The 19003-nt window shown below is 49.8% G+C and carries 17 protein-coding genes; 6 read left to right on the top strand and 11 right to left on the bottom strand.

Features of this window, described 5'->3' with window-relative positions; translation table 11 throughout:
- Positions 1-82: 82 nt before the first annotated feature.
- On the top strand, positions 83-958 hold the full coding sequence (locus CLC93_RS07015; protein WP_169902870.1) for a LysR family transcriptional regulator: 876 nt from the start codon (positions 83-85) through the stop codon (positions 956-958).
- 18 nt (positions 959-976) lie between these two features.
- A complete protein-coding gene (locus CLC93_RS07010) occupies positions 977-1858 on the top strand; it encodes a LysR family transcriptional regulator (protein ID WP_095505260.1) in 882 nt (293 codons plus the stop codon).
- A 97-nt stretch (positions 1859-1955) separates the two neighbouring features.
- On the opposite strand, the gene CLC93_RS07005 is transcribed toward CLC93_RS07010, so the two are convergent.
- Together CLC93_RS07005 and CLC93_RS07000 are read right to left on the bottom strand one after the other, a co-directional pair.
- Positions 1956-3017: a linear amide C-N hydrolase gene (locus CLC93_RS07005; protein ID WP_095505259.1), complete on the bottom strand. Its 1062-nt coding sequence runs from the start codon at positions 3015-3017 to the stop codon at positions 1956-1958.
- Between the two features lie 217 nt (positions 3018-3234).
- On the bottom strand, positions 3235-4113 hold the full coding sequence (locus tag CLC93_RS07000) for a LysR family transcriptional regulator (RefSeq protein ID WP_095505258.1): 879 nt from the start codon (positions 4111-4113) through the stop codon (positions 3235-3237).
- Between the two features lie 132 nt (positions 4114-4245).
- On the opposite strand from CLC93_RS07000, the gene CLC93_RS06995 reads away from it, so the two are divergent.
- A complete protein-coding gene (locus CLC93_RS06995; RefSeq protein WP_095505257.1) occupies positions 4246-5250 on the top strand; it encodes a linear amide C-N hydrolase in 1005 nt (334 codons plus the stop codon).
- A gap of 77 nt (positions 5251-5327) precedes the next feature.
- Here CLC93_RS06995 and CLC93_RS06990 read toward each other — a convergent pair whose 3' ends face one another.
- Positions 5328-6209: a LysR family transcriptional regulator gene (locus tag CLC93_RS06990; protein ID WP_095505256.1), complete on the bottom strand. Its 882-nt coding sequence runs from the start codon at positions 6207-6209 to the stop codon at positions 5328-5330.
- A gap of 170 nt (positions 6210-6379) precedes the next feature.
- Between CLC93_RS06990 and CLC93_RS06985 the strand changes: the two genes are divergently transcribed.
- On the top strand, positions 6380-7903 hold the full coding sequence (locus CLC93_RS06985; protein ID WP_095505255.1) for an amidase: 1524 nt from the start codon (positions 6380-6382) through the stop codon (positions 7901-7903).
- Positions 7904-7957: 54 nt separating this feature from the next.
- Here the strand turns inward: CLC93_RS06985 and CLC93_RS06980 are convergent, their stop codons facing one another.
- Entirely contained in the window at positions 7958-8836 is an 879-nt protein-coding gene (locus CLC93_RS06980; protein WP_095505254.1) for a LysR family transcriptional regulator, read from the bottom strand.
- Positions 8837-9037: 201 nt separating this feature from the next.
- Positions 9038-10201, bottom strand: coding sequence for an Ntn hydrolase family protein (locus CLC93_RS06975; RefSeq protein WP_095505253.1), 1164 nt, complete (start codon positions 10199-10201; stop codon positions 9038-9040).
- A gap of 260 nt (positions 10202-10461) precedes the next feature.
- On the opposite strand from CLC93_RS06975, the gene CLC93_RS06970 reads away from it, so the two are divergent.
- Positions 10462-11268, top strand: coding sequence for a helix-turn-helix domain-containing protein (locus CLC93_RS06970; protein ID WP_169902868.1), 807 nt, complete (start codon positions 10462-10464; stop codon positions 11266-11268).
- A gap of 102 nt (positions 11269-11370) precedes the next feature.
- Positions 11371-12189, top strand: coding sequence for a GNAT family N-acetyltransferase (locus tag CLC93_RS06965; protein WP_095505251.1), 819 nt, complete (start codon positions 11371-11373; stop codon positions 12187-12189).
- Positions 12190-12255: 66 nt separating this feature from the next.
- Here the strand turns inward: CLC93_RS06965 and CLC93_RS06960 are convergent, their stop codons facing one another.
- The 6 genes from CLC93_RS06960 to CLC93_RS06935 form a co-directional block, all read right to left on the bottom strand.
- Positions 12256-12684, bottom strand: coding sequence for a hypothetical protein (locus CLC93_RS06960; protein ID WP_095505250.1), 429 nt, complete (start codon positions 12682-12684; stop codon positions 12256-12258).
- 29 nt (positions 12685-12713) lie between these two features.
- Complete coding sequence (locus CLC93_RS06955; protein ID WP_095505249.1) at positions 12714-13553, bottom strand: universal stress protein; 840 nt, start codon at positions 13551-13553, stop codon at positions 12714-12716.
- Between the two features lie 122 nt (positions 13554-13675).
- Positions 13676-14860 carry a CaiB/BaiF CoA transferase family protein gene (locus CLC93_RS06950; RefSeq protein WP_095505248.1) on the bottom strand — a complete coding sequence of 395 codons (1185 nt, stop codon included), beginning with the start codon at positions 14858-14860 and terminating at the stop codon, positions 13676-13678.
- 32 nt (positions 14861-14892) lie between these two features.
- Positions 14893-16230: an amidase gene (locus CLC93_RS06945; RefSeq protein ID WP_095505247.1), complete on the bottom strand. Its 1338-nt coding sequence runs from the start codon at positions 16228-16230 to the stop codon at positions 14893-14895.
- Positions 16231-16233: 3 nt separating this feature from the next.
- Positions 16234-17631: a phenylacetate--CoA ligase family protein gene (locus CLC93_RS06940; protein WP_095505246.1), complete on the bottom strand. Its 1398-nt coding sequence runs from the start codon at positions 17629-17631 to the stop codon at positions 16234-16236.
- Positions 17632-17641: 10 nt separating this feature from the next.
- Positions 17642-19003: an MmgE/PrpD family protein gene (locus tag CLC93_RS06935; RefSeq protein ID WP_095505245.1), complete on the bottom strand. Its 1362-nt coding sequence runs from the start codon at positions 19001-19003 to the stop codon at positions 17642-17644.

The raw sequence follows: 19003 nt of genomic DNA, 5'->3' as shown, positions 1-19003 counted from the left end.
ATGCTATTCTTTCAACAAAATAGTTTCCCATCGAACCGCATTGAGCACCCTGAGGATGCTCAAGAGCCATTTTGGAGCCAGCGTGGATTATTCATTGAGTCAATTACAAGCCTTTGTGCACACTTTTGAGACCGGTAGTTTTAAGGAGGCAGCCGTACGCCTAAACAAACGCCGCCAGGTGGTTGCACGAAGCGTTGCTATGCTTGAAGAAATCTGTAATATCACCATTTTTGAAAGGCATGTCAGACACTTAGAGGTTACCGACGAAGGGCGTAAACTCTATCAATACGCCAAGCGTGTGCTGCGAGACCTGCATCAATTTGACGAACAGTTGGCGAGTTTCAATCGCCAATTGCCCAACGAATTTCGCCTTGCGGTAGACCTAAGTCTCTCCTGTCCTCAAATCTCTAATTGCTACCTTGGGGCGCTTGAAGAGATCCCCACCATAGACCTTCAGGTATTGTCGGGTGGTACAAAACAGTGCATCGAATGGGTTCAAGGTGGTGTGGTGGAAATGGCTCTATTGTTTTCGCCAGTGCTAAATTTTGAAAACCTACAAAACGTGACCGTACTTGATTTTGAATTGGTGGAAGTGGCAAGCCCACAAGAGATCAACGCGGGCCAAGTCTTGAGCGAGAACGAGATTGCAGACATGACTCAGATTGTTCCACAGTTCATCTTTGACTATGGCCACGAAAACGCCCACATCGACAGTGATAAAGTCATTAAAGTCAATAACATGCAAGAGAGCATCAATATGATACGCGCGGGTGTAGGCTGGGCTCGAGTCCCCAAATTCATTGCCCAACCTTACGTTGATGCACAACAGATCAATAGTTTTTCGCGCATGGGTGGCTTGTCTGCCAGCTGGTATGCTGAGGTGCTCTACCCCAGCGACGAATCGCTGTCTTTGGCTGGCGATATCTTCTTAAGCAAGCTGATGCAATTGCAAGTGTAACTAAAAAGGCCGAACCATATGATTAACTTAGACCACCTGGTGATCTTCATAACAGCGGTTGAACAAGGCTCTTTTAGCGGCGCTTCGCGCGCACTGAAACGCAGTGTCAGCAATGTGAGCACCAGCATCTCAAATCTAGAAAGTGACCTGAACGTTACTTTGTTCGACCGCTCCAAAAAGTACCCCACGCTGACCCCAGGCGGCGAGCGTTTGTTTAGCCATGCGCAAACGCTATTGAGACAAGCCGCGCGCCTCGATCATATCGCTCAAGATGTGAATAATTCGGTAGAAGAGCAATTTAACATCGGCGTTGGCGAGGAAGTGCCGATGAGCTTGATTGAAGAGCGAATCGCCAAAACCATTCGCCAGTTTCCCAACACCAAATTTAGACTGGTGCGTGACTCGCGTGACCAATTGCAAAGCCGTTTTGAGTCAGGTGAGCTTGATGTGTTAATTCGCGTAGAGGCAGGCTTAGAGACGGACGCGGATTTTTACACCTTTGAAATCTTTGACATGGTGCCGGTTTGCTCGCCCGATTCAGCGCTGGCTGATGGCGAAATCGTTGCAAATGAGCTGATGATAGCCTCCCGCCAACTGATTTGTGAGAGCTTGTTTGACAATGACATGCTGCGTGCCGAGGTCACACTTGCAACCGATGTAATGCTGGTCAGCGCAATGAGTGATCTGATTAAGATGGTTGAACAAGACATTGGCTGGGCTTACATTAGCCTCATCGAAGCTGAGGACAGAGCCGCTGCTGGCACACTGAAAATCATAACTCCAGAATACAGTCTGATTAATCGTGGCGCGGCATTGGATTTTTGTATTATGCCCGCCAACCAATTAGGCCCGGTAGCACAATTCATCAAGTCTCAATTCACCGAAAAATGTTACTCCTGAGAGTAGAACAAAAGATAAAAACAGAGGCGGAAACTCCGCCTCTGTGATTTATTTGCGCCTTAGCTATCCAAGTCGGCAGTTCAAGCGCTCGAACACTTTATTTACAAGGTGCCCAGGTTACATTCTGTTGCGTTTTGGCTTGCTCAAAGATATTCGCACACATGGTCTTGCTAAATGCTTTGGTCTCGCCGAAATCAATTTCTAACTGAGTACCGTTACCTTCGTTGTAGTAGGTAGTATCTAGGTCATTCAGGTTGTAAACGTAGGTCTCCCAAGTGGCATAGGTTTCACCATCGTTGGTTGGATCACCTATGTCTTGCGGGATCTTGTTACCCCAATCGAACGCTGATTTGGCTTTCCCACGCACATCAATCCAGTCTAAGGTCGGGTCTATTTTGGTATGGCGAACGGCATGGTTGCCACGCACATAGCGCGAGTGTGAACTGATATCGGCTGGCATCTTGGTGGTGTCGTCCATATCGAACTGAGCCATGTGCTCTAGGACATCCCTGCGAAGTGGCTTGTTCGCCATAACCGCGAGATCCATGTGGATATCACCCTTGTGCACAACCATCTCACCGCCTTCGTACAGTTGGAATAATGCTACCGCACCAGACTTATCTTGTACGGAGAAATGGAAGCCATGCTGATGCCCGCCAATGCCGGTTTTCCAAGCTACTTGGAATTCGCCTTTTTCAAACGATTCAACCGCCTCATCGACAGTCGCGAACTGAGTCACCATGTAGTTCACAATATCTGAAAGGTGTACCGTTGGCGCACCAGTATCATCGGCGTCTTTAATGAATTCTGCAGATGGCGCCTGATAAAGCATCGAAGACGATAAACCCTTGTCATTGATAGCTTCTCCAGAGGTGTTGTGGAAGGTGTTGAACTCCACGTAATCAACCACATGGTGCTTTGCAGTCCAAGTCGCACGCTTCTTGTACTCTGGAACGTCCTTACCTTCAATGACTGTACCTACAGGAATCGCTTTGGCAATCGACTGAAGCGGTTGGTCATCATTCCATTCGAATGTTCGTACAACGACAGAGCCGTATTGCTCGCCACCATCAAAGATCAGGCGAGAACAAGCGTCCGCAGTTTGTATTGCGCCAAATGTGGTTGCTGCAACTGTAAGTGCAAGAAGGGTCTTTTTCATGTTGGTTACCTCAAAATTAAGAGTGTCATTCCATTGAGGTTGAGTGCCATGTCCCGAGGCGGGAGGGACTATAGCGCTAAGAAAAGAAAGGACAAAGCAATGTTCTTTCTGCTTTGAAGAAAGGTCACTGAGTCCAACAGCCTTAAAGCTGATGCAGCGACAGGTGTAACCTAGTCATGCCGTCAGCTTTCGTGCGTATAGCTCAATGAGGTTGGTATCAACGATTCGGCAGTTTTTGGACTTCCTGGATAAAGCACTTAACCACAGAGTTGACCGGTTGATCCGATGGCAGCAACAGCTCGGTATACCATTGAACGTTGGCACTACCCTCGATAAAGAACTCCACTAAATCGCCATCCTCTAGCTGCTGCTCTACTTTAAACCTAGGCACAATGGCCCAGCCCATTCCTAGGGTGACCATGTCCACGAGATCGGTAAGATTTTGTACCACGTGATAGTGGTGGCTTTGAATGTGGCCTTCGAGTTGCGGCGATTGCTCAACGTATTGATACACCAACTGTGTCTTAGCGCGAATGTCGCTTTCGTTGATCACATTGCTTTGCTCTATCCAGTTCGGCGCGCAAACCGTTATCATCTCATAGCTAAACAATTGAATAGGCGTAACATTTTCAAAGCTGGTGAACAGAGTATTAAAGATCCCCACATCGGCCTTGCCTTCGCTAACCCAGGTTGCCACCTGAAGCGAGTCACCACTGAGTACCTTGAGTTTTAACAAAGGGAAACGTTGCAAGACTGAATTGGCACAGCGCATAAACTGACGGCTTTGAATGGTTGTCTCTATTGCCAATCGAAACTCGCTCGGTTGTTGAGCGTTCATGTTGTCAACTTTCTTAATCAATTGCCCTGCTTCCATTAGCACCGGCTTTGCGAAGCTTAGAAAGTCTTTGCCCTCCTCAGTAATTTCAAGCCTTCTGACGTGACGTTCAAACAGGGTCAATCCCGCATCAATCTCAAGCGTCGCCACATGCTGACTGATGGTCGTACTGTGCTTACCCAGACGCTTGGCCGCCAGCTTAAAACTGCCTAACTCGGCGGTATGAGCAAACGCTTCTAATTGATCCAACGAGAACTTCATCGGTGTCTCCTCTCAACTGATATCAACTCCATAAAAGGGTAATACCCTTTCAATGCGAGTTTATGATAGCAGCATTTGTAATCCATAATGCGCCCAAGTTAATTTTTTACTTAATTACCCACGAGGTTCATCATGAACAAGAAGCTTATCTCTCTCGCCCTAGCAAGCGCCCTAACCGCAGGTTTAACTGCAACTGCCAACGCTTGTACTTATGCCACTTTCGACAATGCTGCCGGTAACACCTTCACTGCGCGCAGCATGGAATGGCCTGGTGAAATTGGTGCCAAGCTAGTTATCTCACCACGCGGTCACGACTTTGGTGACTTCAAAGCCAAATACGGCTTCGCTGGCATGGATCACGATGGCTTTGTTTCTTCAGGTATGAATGAAAAAGGCCTATCTGTTGAGCTATTGGCTTTGGGTGAATTTAACGTGGTTGAGCCAGGCCAAGGTGACCTGGCGCAAGGCTCTATCGCCGGTATGCTGCTTGGCAACGCGAAGAACGTTGACGAGGCCATCGAAATTCTTAAAAACACCAAGATTGAAGGTCATGAGTACGCTGTGGTTGGCGGCCTTGTGCTAGGTATTCACTTGGCGATTACCGACGGCGACAAGAGCATCGTGGTCGAGTGGTTGGACGGCAGCGGTTACCCAGAAATCTTTGAGAACAAACTGGGTGTAATGACCAATGATCCTAACTACCCAACCCAAGAAGCGCTAGCCATGATGATGCTGGGTGGCGATCTTGAGTCGGGCAACGCCAAGTTTGCAGAAGAGACTTTCATTGCGGCAGACTCTACCCCAATTGGTCGTTTCCAGCGCATGGTTGCTGCAAACTACACTCAAGATGAAACCTTGATGAAAACCGACCTAGACGGCGTAAACCGCGCTTGGACTATGATCAACTCAGTCGACATTCCACAGGGTTCTCTGTACTGGCGCTTTGCCTCTGATTTGCCACAGTTCACCTCTTGGTCAACCGTGATGGATCTAGACAACAAAGCGTATTACTTCCGTACTTACGACAACATGGACATTCGCAAGGTAGCTATTGGCGAGATGGACTTCTCTAAAGTGAAGTTCCAAAAACAAGAGATCTTCAAAACTGCCACTGACTATCAACAAGTTCAGTACTAAGCACTCTTGTCTCTAAAACCACACAAGACCGGCTTTCTAGCTGGTCTTTTTTTTGAGACTAGTTCACAGATTGAGAGCTAGTTTCGATCCGGTATTTGTTTTACCAAATCAATAAACAGCTTCATGGCGTCATTCATGGGTTTCTCGGCGCGCCATTGCAATTGCGTGTACCAATCGGCAACGTTGCCACCAATCATAGAAAAGGGTTTGAGCTCATTGTTGTCGATGGCGTTTTTCACCATGAAAGCCGGTGCCGAAGCCCAGCAAGGGCAGCTTTTCAGCAAATGCAGAATATCAATCATGCTTGCACAACGGGTCACCCTATGGCTGATATCGTGAGCGTCTTGCATGCCGATATCTTTAAAGAACTTTAAAGACAGCTGTGGAAGTGCTCTGAGTTGGTGCTCAGTCACTGTATCTGAAGGCAGCGCCAGTTCGGGATGCGCCACCATTTGAATCGCAAAGGAAAAGGTATGAACGACCTCGATTTCCTTGTGGTTGGTCACTGTGGTCATGCCAAAGCCGATATCCGCTTGGTTGCTTAACACCCAACTTCTGATAAGCAAGGGATCGCCGCTTAAAATCACCAACTCTAGTGTCGGAAACCGCAACATCAATTGCCGGAACACGTCGGCCAAGTCTGGGCCTACCAAAGAGGGGTCAATGGCGAGAGTGAGTTTGCTTGGAAGCCCTTCTAGCATTGAGCTCGCTTTAGCGTCGAAATAATCCAGCTCGTGCAAAGCCGATTTGGCGTGCTTGTAGAGCTCCTCGCCTTTCTCCGTGATTTCAATTGAACGAGGTTTGCGCACAAACAAGTCAAAGCCCAGGTCCGCTTCTAAGTTGGCCACTAACCCACTAACGGTGACAGCGTGCTTGCCTATCTTTCTCCCAGCGGCTTTAAACCCACCTGACTCAACCGTTTCAACAAAGGCGGATAATTGTTCAATGCTTCGAGACATGGGTCATCTCCATCGGTTAATCAATGAGTTAGCTGTGAAACTGGACTGACTTGGGTGCCATTTGATTACGCCACAAGGATAGGTTAAGCCTTATCTTGGCAGCGTGTTAACTCTAACACACTTTGAATAAGATACCGCTAAACAACTGTTCGTCCTCACTGGGAGAAAACATGAAATTTCCATCCTCACTGAAACTGGCTCCAATCGCTTTGGCCATGGTTGCCGGCAATGCTTTTGCTGCTGAATTTACCCAACAAGAACTCGCTTACATGCCTGCCAACACTCAAATCGAGTTGTTCAAAAGCGGCATGATTACCCCAGTTGATGTTCTCAAGGCACAAAAGGCTCAATTTGAAGCCACCAACAAGACAGTCAATGCGGTAACTTACGCGCACTGGGACGATGCGATGAAAGCCGCTCAAGAAGCGACCAAGCGCTACGAAGATGGCACCTACCGCGAGCTAGAAGGTATTACCCTTGCGGTTAAAGATGAGCATCACGATGCCGGTTGGCGTGTAACTTTTGGCTCTAAGCTGCACCTTGAAGACGAAGTTATGCCAGAAGCTGATGAACTGGTGGCTCGTATGAAAGACGCAGGCGCCATTCCTGTTATCCAAACCACAGTGCCAGAGTTGTACTTCAACTGGGTTACCGATACCGATGCTTGGGGTACTTCACGCAACCCTTGGAATCCTGACTACGCGGTAGGTGGTTCTTCTGGTGGTTCAGGTGCTGCACTGGCTGCTGGTTACGCCACTATCGCATCTGGCTCAGACATGGGCGGTTCAATCCGTATTCCTTCTTCTTTCAACGGTTTGTACGGTCTTAAGCCTGCGGCATTTACCGTGCCAAGCCCAGAGCTTCTGGGCCACTACGTAGGCAGCGGCCCAATCGCTCGTAGCTTTGAAGACATGGTGATGTTCTACAACGTTATCGCCGGTCCCGGTGAGCACCTATCCCACCCAACCGTTGCCGAGCAAAAAGAGCAATCTAAGAAGCTGCAATCCCTTGAAGGCATGAAAATCGCTTACATCGGTGGTATGGGCATCAGCCCAATGGCCAACTACGTGGCCGATGGCATGCAAAACGCAATTGAAGTTCTTCGCAAGCAAGGCGCGACTGTTGATGTCATCGATTTTGACTTTGAAATGTCAATGACGCCGCTAGAAGGCATTGCTCACTTGGCCTTTGGTGGCGCACTAGGCGGAGCCCTGTTGCCTGGCTACGAAGGCGCTACCGATCAGATGACCAGCTACACAGGCAAGCTGCTTGAGAAAGCGATGAAAACCGAGCACGGCGCGGTGCAACTAGCCGAGATGCAAGCGGAAGTGCAGAAGATGTGGAACAACTTGGCCGATGCAACCTTTAAGAAAGGTTATGACGTGGTAATTGCCCCTACCATGCCAACCGTATCGGTTCCTGCCGACTACAACTTTGTTACTGATGCGCCAATTCAAGAAGATGGCCACACTTACAGCACGGCGGTAGGTATGGACTACACCTTGCCGTTTAACCTGCTTGGTTGGTTGCCAGTAGCGTCTGTTCCAGCCGGTCAAAGCCCAGAAGGTGTACCTTTTGGTATGCAGATCATTGGCAAGCCTTCAGACACGGATACCGTAATGAAAACCGCTGGTGCCTACTCAAAAGGCGCTCCTAAGCTGTACAAGGGTGACAAGCTACCTAAGTTCAAGTAAATCGCCTAGTTGAGCTTTTGAGAGAAGGCCGGTGCTTTTAAAGTACCGGCTTTTTTACTGGGTCAATTGCAATAAGTATTGCTTCAGAAGTGCGGTTAATTCACCAAATCGATCTTGGCTAACTTCGTCTTTGTTGTGCAGCAGGTCCACCGACCAGACATTATTCTCATCCTTTGCTACCGCTAACAAGCGGCCATCCTCAATGTAAGACTGGCAATGATGTACCGCCAAATGAGCGAAACCAATGCCCGCTAACACCATTTGAATCAGTACATCGTGGTTATTCGCTAACACCACTTTGCTGCTTAGAATGTCTTTGGACTGCAAGCTGGTGTCATGAGTAAAGGTGTAGGCGCACTGGGTCATGCCCGCGAGACCTAGCTCGGCGAGCTGGGTTTTCATCGACTCGCTGTTGGCGATTACTGTCTTGACCTCGAATTGAGCCAAAGGCGTGGCTTTTATCTCTACCGGGTAGAAAAAGCTAGAGTAGCAAACGCCGACATCAATCAGGTTCGACATCAGCCAAGACTTAATTTGCAGTGTGTCCCCAACCAACAATTTGATTTGCTTGTCACTGAATTTACGAGCCAAATCGCCCATGAAATCGGCGTTAAAGCAGTGCAGCAGGCCTGAATCGATGCCGACACTTAAACTGCTAGACTCGCCGTTGTGCAAGCTGTCCATTGTGGCATCTAACTGCTCGGCGCTAACAAGTAAGCTATAAGCAGAGGCATATAGGGTTCTACCCTGTTCGGTAAGCTCCAATGACTTAGCTTTTCTGGTGAACAGCTGCAGCCCGGATTCGGCCTCCAGAGTGACCACTTGATCCCTGACTGTCGCTATGTGCTTGTTCAAGCGACGCGCAGCCTGAGAAAAACCGCCAGAGTCCACCACAGCGATAAAGGATCTTACTTGCTCAAGGGTATAGGGCATTCGTTATGCTTCCGAGTACGTTACTAGCTAGGCTTAGCCATTCGCCATCAACCTAGCTAAGTCGCTAAAAATAATACCAATTCTGGTGTCCACCATAGCAAATAAGGCATCCAATACAACACCATCGCTACTCGGTCTCAGTGGCACTTGATACAAGCAATGGCCTTAGCCGAACTTTCGACTAAGGCCACAGCAGCTTGGCTAGCCTTTGCACTCGCCCCAAGTGACCACGCCTCGATTAGCCGCCTTCATCAAGTCATCCGAACAGATTTCTGTTTTTGCGTTCTTCAGTACCTGATACACGTTGAAGTTAACATTCTGGTTTGTCTCAGTATTATCGAACTGGAAGTACCCAGAGTTAAGCCCGTGACTGTATTTGACTCGAGTTGGATAAACGCCATTGGCATCCAGCGCCATTACTGTTTTTGATACACCGCTAGCATCTTCAAAAGCCTGCTGAACCGCTACATTGCTACCAGTAGCCACGAATTGAGCTAAGTTGGCCGCTTGGTCAAATGCACCGTTTAAAGTACCAATGGCTTCCAATTCTGACTTACCACGGTAGTTCTCAGCAGTGTGCAACGCATGCATGCCTTGTAAGCGCGCAAAGCGGTCAATCGAGCGGATCCCAGCCGGCACTTGGTTTAAAAAGTCTTGATCACCTGGCTGAGCCTCAAAAGTCGCCAAATACTCTTTTGAGGTGTGCAATAGAGGTTCGTTGGCCTGCATCGCCACATCGGCATCGGTCGCTATTTTACCCAGGGTCACTACGGTTTTGCCGCCCTCGCCCAACTGCAACAACACCGCATCACCGTGCTTATCCTGTACATTGATGTGCGAACCATGCGCGCCACCGTCACCCAGTTTCATACCCCAACCGATGTCGACCTTGCCACTTTGCAAGTCGCTCACAAGCGCTTTGACGCTGGCGTAATTCGCCGCGATGGTCGAAGGCGCTTTGTCTACCGCAATGTAGTTGACGCTAGCACTTTGATTGGCCACGTGAGCATCGAGATATGTGTAAGAGGCGGACTGATACAGAATGTCAGCAATTAACCCACGGTCGTTCCTAGCCGCCATGTTGGTGCCGTGAAAGACAATGTGCTCGTTAAACGCCATGGTCGGGTACTTAGCTTGGCCGCGCAGTACATTCTTGTAGGTCTCACTGTCGTTTACGATCAATTCACCGCCAAGAGGAATAACTTTAGCCACAGTATTAATAGCAGTGTCCCAGTCCAACGAGCGCACTTGAATAACACCGTGCTCTTGAGTGTGAATCGCAATCTTCGAACAGGCGTTGGCAACGCCCACAGTTCCAACAAAACCTGCAACGGCAAAGGCTAACGCGATAGATGTCTTTTTCATAACTGATCCTAATGGGTTGAAAGTTACACCTATTTTGACCCTGCAAAGCTGACGAATGAACTAGCCTAAGCATAGTTAATATACCAACCCTTGGGCATGATTGAGTAAATTTGTGTATTAACACATGCGTTGGGCGCTAAAACCATATTGACGGTCACTTACGAATCATGAGCTGTGGCGCCCCTCTTCTCGGCTTGTTTTGATTCGGCATTGCAAATGGCCTAACCTTGTGGGCATTCCTTATTTAGATGTTCAACTTTATGGCGTGGATTCACCCACCGGGCTCTTCCTTGGTGTCGCGATTTGTCGAAAACTACTGGTTTCTTGCACGTCCCCAAAGCTCAGACCGTTGCCAAGCGCCAAAACTCATTCCAAACACCAGCGCCAATTTGGTGTTGACTCCCCCTCTGCAACAACACCTCTATTTTTCAGGAACTAAGCACTACTCGCAGCAGGGCTCGCACCTAGTCTCCTCGCTAACCCAAGCCTTGGAGATGAAGCACGACAGCGAACTTGTTTTTCTGGGCATTAAGCTACGCCCAGGAGTGCATTGGCTTATCAGTCAATGTGAATCGCAGGAATTGCTTAATAGCATTAGGGAGGTTCCTGGCCCACTTACCTCGCTAAACGACTTGGTTGGTGAAACTTTGAATGAGGCGCAGACCTGCCATCAGCTGGATATCGCGCTTGAGGCTTACTTCTGCCAACTCGCTATCCCCAAGGCTTTTGGCGTGCTAGAGCGAACACTGAGTATTCTCACAACTGACTCAGGACTTCTCGCAGACTTGCCCTACTCCAGACGCACCATTGAGCGCAGTTTTGCGAAAACCACGGGTATGCGCATCAAGCAGTTTTCCGCTTGCCGAAAGCTAGAAGATTTACTGATAGGTATACTTGCACTAAGTCCTGACGACTTGAGTTGGCCGACCCTGGCACAAGAGTTTGGTTACAGCGACCAATCGCACATGATCCGCGAGGTTAAAAAAGCCCTGGGCAAAACCCCAGAACAGCAAATGCGAGCCAAAGACGTGGTTATCGATGTCTACGGCGATGAGTTTAGCGACTAACCTGTCGCTTTTGTTCAATACAGGCACAGCACTATTAGCAGATACTAGCGCCAACTTCCCTTTTCTACGCAACACTGTGTTACCCAATGACGAGTGCAAAAAATGACAATGATTGAATCGATAGCCGATCCACAGCTAATGGAGCGCGCCGAGCGCATGCTTGTTGAGAGTGTGCTTGATTGGACCCAGTGGCAGCATATCGATGCCATCGAGCAAGATGACGCCATTCTTACCAAAAGCCCGATTGATTTCCCTCTGTTCAACAACGTGCTCTCGCCACGTTTACCCAGTGCAGATCTTGAATCAAGAGTTGAAGCGATAAACTCACTCTTAAGCGAACAAACGCGCGGAGTGTGTTGGTGGCTAGGCGCACGCTCTACACCATCGAATCTCGCCGATACACTGCAAAAAGCCGGTGCCTTTTGTGCCATGGAGTCGACTATGATGGCGCGAAATCTCGACGGGCTTGCCGATATTGATTGGCCACAAGGCATGCAAATCGACGAGGTAACCTCGGCTTCGCAACTATCTCAGTGGAGTGATTTGGTCACTCAAGTGCATCAAGTTCCACCTGTGGTGGCTGACAATTGGCAAGACATGTATCAAGCGGCAGGCTATGGTAAACCCGACTCTGTCCATCGGCATTTCATCGCACGAATGGGCGAGCAAGTGGTGGGGGCCGCTTCCCTGATAACCGCCGCTGGCGTCGCCAGCTTGTCGAATGTGTCTACCGACCCCAACCACAGCAACAAGGGGATAGGCAAAGCCCTTACTTTGCATGCGCTAAAACAAGCACAGCTCGCTGGCTATAGGGTCGCCTGCCTTAGCGCTTCAGACGAAGGTAAGCGAATTTATCAGAAACTTGGATTTGAAGAGTTTGAACAGACTCAGGCGTTTATTTGGTTGCCACGGCAGTTATAACCGAGCTCAAAAAAAGCACCTTGAGCGGATTATCAAGGTGCTTTGCTAACTTTCGAGAAAAAGGTCTTACTGCTCTTTTGTGCTCTTGTGCTTGTTCTTGCTTTTCATCTTGGCGTCTTTAGCGGCCTTTCTCTCTAGCTCCGCCTGAGCTTTGCGCTCTTCTCGCTCAGCGCCTTCGCGCTCTGCGCGCGCTTGGCCTTCTAGCTGGTCTTGCTCTTTGCGTGTTTCATACTCGAACGCTTCACGATCTCGTTTGGCCTCCTGAAGGCTTTCCTCACGCTCAAAGGCCTCGCGCTCTTCATTGACCTGACGTTGTAAGTCTTTTCTTTGTTTTTGAATCTCTTTTTCTTTGGCTCTGCGAGATTCTTCAATCGCCTGCCTGGTTTCCGCCTTTGACTTTACCGCTTCATCACTTGTTGCTGCCACACTTACACCACTGCTCAATCCCAGTAGCGCAGTAACACCCGCGAGAATGATTAGAGTTGAGAGTTTCATACATGTTCCTTTTATTAACCCTATGATTGTTATGGCACTAACAACAAATCGCAGTCACTTGACTCCAACAAAGGCACCACTGTACTGCCTAAAGCTCGCTTCTTAAACAAGCCTCTGGCAGATAACCCCATCACGACTATTGCAAAGTCGTGCTTTTTTACCAAGGCCCGAATTGCTTCGCTTGGCTTGCCATTGAGCAATCGACATTCGAACTTCGACCACCCATTGTCCCTTAAAAAGCGTTTAACCCCCTGCTCGTGGGTGTTGTAAATACTGCTGCTATAGCGCATCAAAAAAGTCGGCACATAACAACTGTGAGCCAACTGCAATCGACTGTCGCTGGCTTGGCATAACTGCTTACTGGTTTTGACGACTCTGACATCTAGCTTGGCTTCAGCGTCATCCTCGTGAAAGGGGTCAATTGCCGCGAGAACGTGTAAAGGCTCTGCTTTCGCCTTGCTGCGAATCACGAATACCGGTCGTTGGCTTTGCTCAACCAAAGATACGTAAAGCGCAGGCGGAGTTCCTTTATGGCAATAAACGCCAAGATACTCTGTATCCTTCAGTTGCTGCAGATGCTCGTTGAGTTCTGACTTTTTCCAAACATATGAGAGTTTTAACGAGGGATTTTTTTGGGTAAGTCGCGCAAAGGACTTTTTGGCTTTTGCGCGAACGCTATCGCAATAGAGATTGGCCGCCTCTACTAACTTGGGATCATCAAATAGGTAGTATCTTTGCAGTGAAGGGGTTTGGGCGCTGACCAAAATTTCAAAACGAAGGTGAAGCCCACTACAAAAGGCTTGTAGTTTGCTCGCTAATTGCTCCGACTCCAGTTCCTGCTCTGGCACTATGATACAAATTCGAGACACCTGCTACCCTCGCCACAGTAGTGAGTCACTGACTCACTGATTTTGCTTTAATTATAGTAACTTCGCACGAATATTGGCGCTGTGCTAGAGCCTTCTCTAAATAAGCAAAACCAACCAGGTAACTAGTTGGTCTTTGTGGAGAGCCAGGCTTTTAACTTCGAATTGTCTTCACCCAGACTAGGCGGCGCTTTATTGTATTCAATCTGAGTTTCGGAGAACTTCACCGGATTGGCCACCAAAGGTGCTTTTGCACCTGAGCTGTGCTCCAGCTCTACCGTCATTTCTCTGTGTTTTACCTGAGGCTGGTCAAATACTCGATCGAGCGTGTTGATTGGACCACAAGGCACCTTGGCCTGTTGCAACTGGGCCATCCAATGGTCTAACCCTTGAGTCATAAAGACTTGTTGCAGCTGAGGCACCAAGTCGGCTCGATTGGCCACGCGCGCATCGTTAGTAGCAAAGTCCGCTTGCTCGGCCAAATGCTCAAGTCCGAGTACCTTAGCGCACCGCTGGAACTGAGCGTCGTTACCTACCGCAAGCATGATATGACCGTCGGCCACTTTAAACGACTGGTAAGGCACGATATTGGGATGAGCATTCCCCAAACGCTGCGGCACTTTGCCACCGACCAAATAGTTGCTGCCTTGATTGGCCAAGTACGCCACTTGGGTATCCATTAGCGCCAAATCGATGTGTTGGCCTTCGCCGGTGGCGTTGCGATGATGCAACGCGGCTAAAATACCACTGACCGCGTACATACCGGTCATTAAGTCGGTTACCGCCACGCCGACTTTTTGCGGGCCTCCGCCAAGTTCGTCGGGCTCGCCAGTGATACTCATCAAACCGCCGGCAGCTTGGATCATGGCATCGTATCCTGGCTTGTGCGCATCTGGCCCGTATTGACCAAAACCTGTGATTGAGCAAAGGATAATGCTAGGGTTTATTGCTTTTAGGCTGGCGTAATCCAGACCGTATTTGGCCAAGGTGCCCACTTTAAAGTTCTCGATGACAATGTCGGCCTTGGCCACCATTTGGCGAACTGTCGCTTGGCCTTCGGCAGAAGCTATGTCGATTTCCACCGAATGCTTGCCGCGGTTCGCCGCTAGGTAGTAGGCGGACTCAGCAGTATCATTGCCCTGCTGGTCTTGAAGATATGGAGGGCCCCACTTACGAGTGTCATCCCCCTGCCCCGGACGTTCTACTTTCCAGACGGTAGCGCCGTAATCGGCTAGCACCTGAGAGGCCCAAGGTCCTGCAAGAATTCGGCTCAAATCTACTACGACAACATCGGATAAGGGCCCTGGCATACTAGTCTCCACTACTTGGCAAATAAGCCCAGTTACAGGCTTTGTAAAATCGCATCTGGCCAGCGAAAGCGCCAGCCTGAAGTCTGTTGATACTGCTCGGCAAGTTCTATTAACGACTCATCTTGTCCCCAATGCCCCACCAATTGCACTCCAACCGGTAGCTCGGCGTCACCCGCCATTGGCATACTCACGGCCGGTAAACCAGCAATATTGGCTAAACAGGTGAGATCCGCCTGATGCGCCGGTACCGCGCTTTCAAAAGAGAAAGCACGTTGGCCAGTAGTCGGCATCAAAATACCAGCAAAACCGTCCATCGCCAGTCGAATTAGTGTGGCTAATTTGTCCAAATGAGTTTCGGCTTGTTGCAAATCGGCGTCGGTTTTTCGGTCGAGATAGGCCAGTAAACCGCGTAATTCCGGGTTGAACCAGTCTGGGTTATTGTCCCAAGCCTGTTTGTATTCGGCTCGAATGTCGCGCTCACACAACAACAAACCCGCTCGGCGCGCCTGGCTAAAATCCCAGTCGCTTAAATCCCAACTTACCAGCTCAAAGCCCATTTGTTGCCACAGAGGTAATTGAGCTTCAAATTGAGCGGCGACATCGGCATCGACACCCAATCCAGCGAGATCCGCTGGCACCAATAGACGATTAGACGCGGGGATTATCGCCGCACTGTTGTTCGACAAAGGCCACTTTTCGTCGCGCGCTTGCATAGCGGCGAACACCAATTTTAAGTCTCGAGCCGAGCGAGCAATTGGCCCTATGGTGTCCAAGCGATTGGCACAAGCTCGACTACCTCGGTTACTCACGCGGCCAAAACTTGGCTTGTGCGCAAAGACGCCACAATAACTGGCAGGAATGCGTACCGAACCCATGGTATCTGTGCCCAAAGCAACCGCGCAAAGTCCAGAGGCCACCGCGGCTGCAGAGCCGCCTGAGCTGCCACCTGGCGTAAAGCCCAAGCGATGGGGATTATGGCAATCGCCAAAGTCCGGGTTGTGATTAGTCGCCCCAAGCGCGGCAGCGTGCATGTTGAGCTTGGCTGAGATGCTAGCACCGGCTTTTTTAAGCTGGCCGATAACAAAAGCGTCTTTGTTGGGCATATGCTCCTTTAGCCAAGCCATGCCTGCACTGGTGGGCATCCCCAAGCAATCGATATTGTCTTTTGCTGCGATCTGCACCCCAGAGAGTGCCCCATCGTTAAGAGTCAATTGATTGCTGCTTTGATAGTTCAAGGCGTTTACCAAAGGTTCAATTTGCTCAACCCAACGGCGGTGCAAGCCAGAGTAGTCACTGGCACTGAGCTCACCGCTGCGAAACAGCGCTTGTTGGGCGGTGGCATCTAATGCAAATAACTCTTCGGCTTTCATGGGTTACCCCTTGCGCTCGTCGATTAAGCGAATCGGCTTTTGGCGAATATCCACTTGGGTCAGAGGCGTGAGTTCGCCTTCTAGTGCCAGCTCTACCTGCACCTGAATGCCAAGCTTGCGCTTGAGAATCGCTTGCAGTTCGTCGTCCAAGCCTTCGGATTTTTCGCTGACTTCCACGTGTACCACCAAGTCATCTCGACCCGTGTTGTCGCGTACTGCTCGACAAATGTACTCACCGAGGAACGCAGAATTCTCTTCAAGCATTGGACCGATACTTTGCGGATAGATGTTGATTCCACGCAGTTTGACCATGTTATCCGAGCGGCCCATAAAGCCGCGCACGCGCTTAAACGGCAATCCCAGTTGATTCTCGCCCAGAACTTCTTGGGTTAAATCAAAAGTGTTAAAACGGATCAGCGGGTAAATGTCGTCTTTAAACAAACAAGTCACGACCATGTTGCCCACATCACCCGGCGTTACTGCTTCATTGGTTTGCGGGTCTAGAAGCTCAAGCACGTGAGCGTCTTCCCAGACGTGCATGCCATCGTGGTCAGGGCCTTCGGCAGCTACCGCACCGGTATCACCTACCCCGTACCAGTCAAACAGTTGAACGTCCTCACCCCAAGCATCCAGAATACTCTGGCGACTCTCCATGCCAAAATGGCCGATGATCATGTCCAGCTTGATATCTTTACCCGGGATCACGCCGTTTTCTTTGGCCACATCGGCCAAGCGCTTGATGTAATCCACAAAGCCAACTAACACATTGACGTCAAAATCTTTCATCAGATTGACTTGCTGAACCGAACGGGTTTCAACGCCGGTGCCTGCCGACAAGAACAGTGAATTGGTATAGCGAGTCACAGCTTCGCGCATGTAATGGCCGCCGTTGACCATGCCGTGGCCATAGCAAGACTGAACGTGGGCCGCATCCGGCAGCCCCATCATGCGATAGCCACGAGCCACTAGGCGGTTTTGCACTTCGCGAGTTTTAGGACCAAACAGCAAGGGTTGTGGCTTACCCGTTGTGCCCGAGGTCGTATGGAACACCACTGAGCTGCGCTCTGATTTTGGCAGTTGCTCCCAACCGCTAAAATCACCAAACGGCGGATAGTCCTGCACGCTTTGCATAATGTCGGACTTAGAGATAATTGGCAGCTTGGTAATATCATCGACACTTTGAATGTCCTCGGGCTTAACCCCAGCCTTGCTCCAGATGCGTTGGTAAAACGGAATTTGCCAAGCGCGGTCGACCACTTTCAAAAAGCGCTCGTTTTGTAACGCCTTTAAGGCGTCTGCACTCATTCCTTTGTAGCGCGCGTACAAGTCGTCACCTAGCGGGTATTCCGCCGCTAATTGGTCACTATCAAAACAGTCAAAGTAATTCGCAAACTGACTCATTTGGTCTTCCTTAATACGTCATGGTCTTAACTAGCGAGTTGACATCTTCCAACTCGGGTAGAGCCCCAAGCTCGTCCAACAACACTTGAACTTGTGACTTGTCGGGTGCCGGTGTGGCACTCAAACAAGCCGCATAAAATTTTTCGATTTGCGCCTGAGCCGATAACGGGCGCTGTGGATGTCCTAAAATGGCAGGTAATTCGACACTGTGCGATTGACCATTATTCAAGGTGACGCGAACCGTTACCGGAGCAAGAGCATTGGGATCCTGACAATCATTCAAGCTAGTGGTTAGCTTGGCGCCAAGTTGCTGACGTTCGGCGTCGCGCATGGGCTCAGGGTCAAAGTCTGTCACTGATACATTGCCAGTTAGCAGCGAGGTCGCGGCAATATAACCGTTGCACAACTTGGCATAGGCCACATCCATATCAGGCTTTATTGGACGCCCGACCAAACGATTAATTAAAGGCGTCGCTGCGACGTGAATAGCGCTGATTTCGCTTACTTCAAAGCCATACTCTTGTTGGAGCTGTTGCAGACCATCAACGGTGCCGTGCCCTGCTCGACCGGTTGGGAAAGGTTTGTGGCTAAGCTGAGTTATCTGAAAATCACGACCTATATTGTCTATCAACACTTGCGGGTCCACTTGGTCTTCAAACAGATTAAAGTAACCAAACTCACCTTCTAAAATATCGTGTGGGCCGGAGAACCCGGAACGGGCAAAGTCGACTGATTGAGTGGCGCTGCGGGCGTTTAGCGCCACTTGTAAGGCCAGCATGGGCGAGCCTTCAACGTGGGCTTGCATGGTTCCGCTGGCCGAACTGTAGGCGATGCCCAAAGCGTTTTTAAGGGTATCGCCCTTAAGCCCCAGCATGGCGCAAATACCCGCGGCAGAGCCAATGCCACCACAAACCGAAGGTCTGAAGAACTTAAGCCCTGTACTGGCACAGGCACCGATTAGAGTGGCCACTTCCACCCCAACTACGACCCCAAGGATCAATTGGCGACCGCTCAATTCATGCCCTTGGGCGTAAGCCATCATTGATGACAGCACGCTTGCCATCGGGTGGACGACGGCGCGCTCGTGCACACAGTCCCATTCCTGATTGTGAATTTGATAAGCGTTGACCATAGCCGCATTGGATACGGGCAACCACTCGCCACTGCCCCACACTTGCGCGCAAGGACCACTGGGTTCACCCCATTGGCGAGCCATTTCGAGAATGCGTTGGCGATTCGCCACTCGAGTACCACTGAGCCCCACACCGATGCTGTCCATAATAAACATCAGTGCCGCATCGATGGCGCTTTGCGGTAGGGTTTCAAAGCTTTGCTGTTCGACGAAATTTACGACCGCGTCAATGGCTTTCAT

The sequence above is a fragment of the Paraferrimonas sedimenticola genome, from assembly GCF_002282855.1.
In the GTDB taxonomy this organism is placed as follows: Bacteria; Pseudomonadota; Gammaproteobacteria; order Enterobacterales; family Shewanellaceae; genus Paraferrimonas; species Paraferrimonas sedimenticola.
This window is presented reverse-complemented; position numbering and strand designations above follow the sequence as displayed.

What these genes read in the sequence shown, in the direction of transcription:
- CLC93_RS07010 (WP_095505260.1), top strand. Translation starts at nt 977, where the DNA reads ATGATTAACTTAGACCACCTGGTGATCTTCATAACAGCGGTTGAACAA.
- CLC93_RS07005 (WP_095505259.1), bottom strand. Translation starts at nt 3,017, where the DNA reads ATGAAAAAGACCCTTCTTGCACTTACAGTTGCAGCAACCACATTTGGC.
- CLC93_RS07000 (WP_095505258.1), bottom strand. Translation starts at nt 4,113, where the DNA reads ATGAAGTTCTCGTTGGATCAATTAGAAGCGTTTGCTCATACCGCCGAG.
- CLC93_RS06995 (WP_095505257.1), top strand. Translation starts at nt 4,246, where the DNA reads ATGAACAAGAAGCTTATCTCTCTCGCCCTAGCAAGCGCCCTAACCGCA.
- CLC93_RS06990 (WP_095505256.1), bottom strand. Translation starts at nt 6,209, where the DNA reads ATGTCTCGAAGCATTGAACAATTATCCGCCTTTGTTGAAACGGTTGAG.
- CLC93_RS06985 (WP_095505255.1), top strand. Translation starts at nt 6,380, where the DNA reads ATGAAATTTCCATCCTCACTGAAACTGGCTCCAATCGCTTTGGCCATG.
- CLC93_RS06980 (WP_095505254.1), bottom strand. Translation starts at nt 8,836, where the DNA reads ATGCCCTATACCCTTGAGCAAGTAAGATCCTTTATCGCTGTGGTGGAC.
- CLC93_RS06975 (WP_095505253.1), bottom strand. Translation starts at nt 10,201, where the DNA reads ATGAAAAAGACATCTATCGCGTTAGCCTTTGCCGTTGCAGGTTTTGTT.
- CLC93_RS06970 (WP_169902868.1), top strand. Translation starts at nt 10,462, where the DNA reads ATGGCGTGGATTCACCCACCGGGCTCTTCCTTGGTGTCGCGATTTGTC.
- CLC93_RS06965 (WP_095505251.1), top strand. Translation starts at nt 11,371, where the DNA reads ATGACAATGATTGAATCGATAGCCGATCCACAGCTAATGGAGCGCGCC.
- CLC93_RS06960 (WP_095505250.1), bottom strand. Translation starts at nt 12,684, where the DNA reads ATGAAACTCTCAACTCTAATCATTCTCGCGGGTGTTACTGCGCTACTG.
- CLC93_RS06950 (WP_095505248.1), bottom strand. Translation starts at nt 14,860, where the DNA reads ATGCCAGGGCCCTTATCCGATGTTGTCGTAGTAGATTTGAGCCGAATT.
- CLC93_RS06945 (WP_095505247.1), bottom strand. Translation starts at nt 16,230, where the DNA reads ATGAAAGCCGAAGAGTTATTTGCATTAGATGCCACCGCCCAACAAGCG.
- CLC93_RS06940 (WP_095505246.1), bottom strand. Translation starts at nt 17,631, where the DNA reads ATGAGTCAGTTTGCGAATTACTTTGACTGTTTTGATAGTGACCAATTA.
- CLC93_RS06935 (WP_095505245.1), bottom strand. Translation starts at nt 19,003, where the DNA reads ATGAAAGCCATTGACGCGGTCGTAAATTTCGTCGAACAGCAAAGCTTT.